General features: G+C 68.9%; 2 protein-coding genes and 1 pseudogene. 1 reads left to right on the forward strand and 2 read right to left on the reverse strand.

The genetic code is table 11. The features are described 5' to 3' along the window. Positions 1-12 precede the first annotated feature (12 nt). Together HHL19_RS36690 and HHL19_RS36695 are read right to left on the reverse strand one after the other, a co-directional pair. Positions 13-108 (reverse strand): annotated as a pseudogene (locus HHL19_RS36690) (IS5/IS1182 family transposase); the annotation flags it as partial. An 18-nt stretch (positions 109-126) separates the two neighbouring features. After that, entirely contained in the window at positions 127-768 is a 642-nt protein-coding gene (locus HHL19_RS36695) for a hypothetical protein (RefSeq protein ID WP_169094763.1), read from the reverse strand. 468 nt (positions 769-1,236) lie between these two features. Here HHL19_RS36695 and HHL19_RS36700 point away from each other — a divergent pair, with 468 nt between their 5' ends. Continuing rightward, on the forward strand, positions 1,237-2,046 hold the full coding sequence (locus HHL19_RS36700) for an IS5 family transposase (protein WP_169094764.1): 810 nt from the start codon (positions 1,237-1,239) through the stop codon (positions 2,044-2,046). Positions 2,047-2,059: the final 13 nt, after the last annotated feature.

Genomic DNA, 2,059 nt, shown 5'->3' on the forward strand with positions numbered 1-2,059 from the left:
TAACTGATCGTTTCAGAATGAGGTTCGGAGGCGGCGGAGGCATATGAGGCTGCAGGCCAGTTCGAGCAGGCCCTGGTGGAGATCGGCGCGTCGTTCGTAGCGGGTGCGGGCCGTGGCGCACGCCTCCTACGGGCGTGGGAGCGGTGCCAGTTCGGCGTGGGTGACGGTGTAGCCGCCCTTGACGACGGGGGCGTACGGGGCCGGGGCCATACAGGTGCCGACCTCGGCGTCCTCACCGTTCGGCAGCAGGTTCACCCCGTTCCAGGAGAAGCCCAGCCGATCGGCCTTGCCGCCCTTTCCGCCGCCCTTTCCGCCGTCGTACACGCTCAGTCCGACGCGCTTGCCGAGCGAGCCGGTCTCCTCGTGGCTGACCTTCGTGATGAGGGCCGTGACCGTTGCCGTGTTCGGGCCGGTGACCAGGCACTCCACTTGACCCTCGGAGGTATAGGTGACGTTGTCGTCAGCCGAGTGGTGCGAGATGCGTACCGTCCCCCGCGCGTCGACGGGCAGCCCCGTGGGAATCTTGGGCCGCGGGATGCTGTACGGGGCGGCCACCGCGTCGATGCTGAAGGAGCGTACATCGTTGTCGCTCACGTACGGCAGTACGATGTCCGCACTGCCGACAATCCGCGCCGCGCCCGGCCGGCGGTGGTCCGTGCGCTGCTCGGCGGACGAGGCGATGGACGAGGTGCACAGGGTGAACCCGGCCACCAGGGCAGCGACGGTAGCGGTGGCGGTGCGCCGAGCAGGCAACGACAGCAAAGTCATGACGATCTCCTTTTCTGCGAAGGGGAGTTGACCGGCGGAACGCGACCCATTCTTCGCTTTGACAGCCACCTGGTCGTCATCCCAAGGCCGCAAGATCGATGCCCGTCTAATCACCCAGAAGGCTGACCAGACGTCAGCCGAGAGTCGCACAGGGTGGATCACCGCCGGCCGCAGGCGTTCGCGGATCAGTTGTCGCGCTGGCTCCGCCCAGGCCCGCCTCAAGTAGGGCACTACGAAGGCACCGTCCGTAGGAAGGACGGGATTCTGCTGCACGCCGACCGGACCCTGTCCTTTGCCGGCGGCTGGTGAGCGGCGGGCCACCGTTGGTCCGGCACCCTCTTCACGGTCACGCCGCCAGGCAGCCGACGGACACCGGAGTCATCGGTTCGGGGCGCTCCAACTGGTCGCTTCAAGATGAGTTGAGCCGCGGGTCTTGTGCGCGACGATCGTGGTCGGAGGGTGTCCGGGGTGCGTGCTGATCTTGTTCCTGACGACCTGTGGGAGCGGGTGACCCCGTTGCTGCCGCCTGCTCCCGAACGGCGCCATCGCCACCCCGGGCGGCTGCGTGTTCCCGACCGAGTGGCGCTCGCCGGCGTCGTGTACGTGCTGCGGACCGGTGTCGCGTGGCGCGATGTCCCCGCAGAGGCCGTGGGCTGCTCCGGCGTGACCGCCTGGCGCCGGCTGCGGGACTGGACCGAGGCAGGCGTCTGGCCACGCCTGCACGCCGCCCTGCTGGCCGAGCTCCGCCGTGCGGGCCTGCTGGACCTGGACGACTGCTCCGTGGACGGCTCGCACGTCCGGGCTCTCAAAGGGGGGGATCACGTGGGCCCCTCGCCTGTCGACCGTGCCCGTCCCGGCTCCAAGCACCACCTGATTGTCGACCGGCACGGAACCCCGCTTGCCGTCACGCTCACCGGCGGCAACCGGCACGACGTCACCCAGCTCCTGCCGCTGCTCGACGCCGTTCCGTTGATCCGGGGTCTGCGGGGCCGTCCCCGCCGCAAGCCCCGGCGTCTGTATGCCGACCGGGGCTACGACTACGACAAGTACCGCCGCCTGCTGTGGAAGCGCGGCATCAAACCCCTGATCGCCCGACGCGGCGTCGCCCACGGCTCCGGACTGGGCAAGGTGCGCTGGGTCGTCGAGCGAGCCTTCGCCTGGCTCCACCAGTTCAAACGACTCCGCACCCGCTACGAGCGACGCGCCGATCTCCACCAGGGCCTGCTCGAACTGGCCTGCAGCCTCGTATGTCTCCGCCGCCTCCGAACCGCATTCTGAAACGATCAGTAAG

The organism is Streptomyces sp. R302 (genome assembly GCF_012927245.1).
GTDB lineage: Bacteria > Actinomycetota > Actinomycetes > Streptomycetales > Streptomycetaceae > Streptomyces.

What these genes read in the sequence shown, in the direction of transcription:
- HHL19_RS36695 (WP_169094763.1), bottom strand. Translation starts at nt 768, where the DNA reads ATGACTTTGCTGTCGTTGCCTGCTCGGCGCACCGCCACCGCTACCGTC.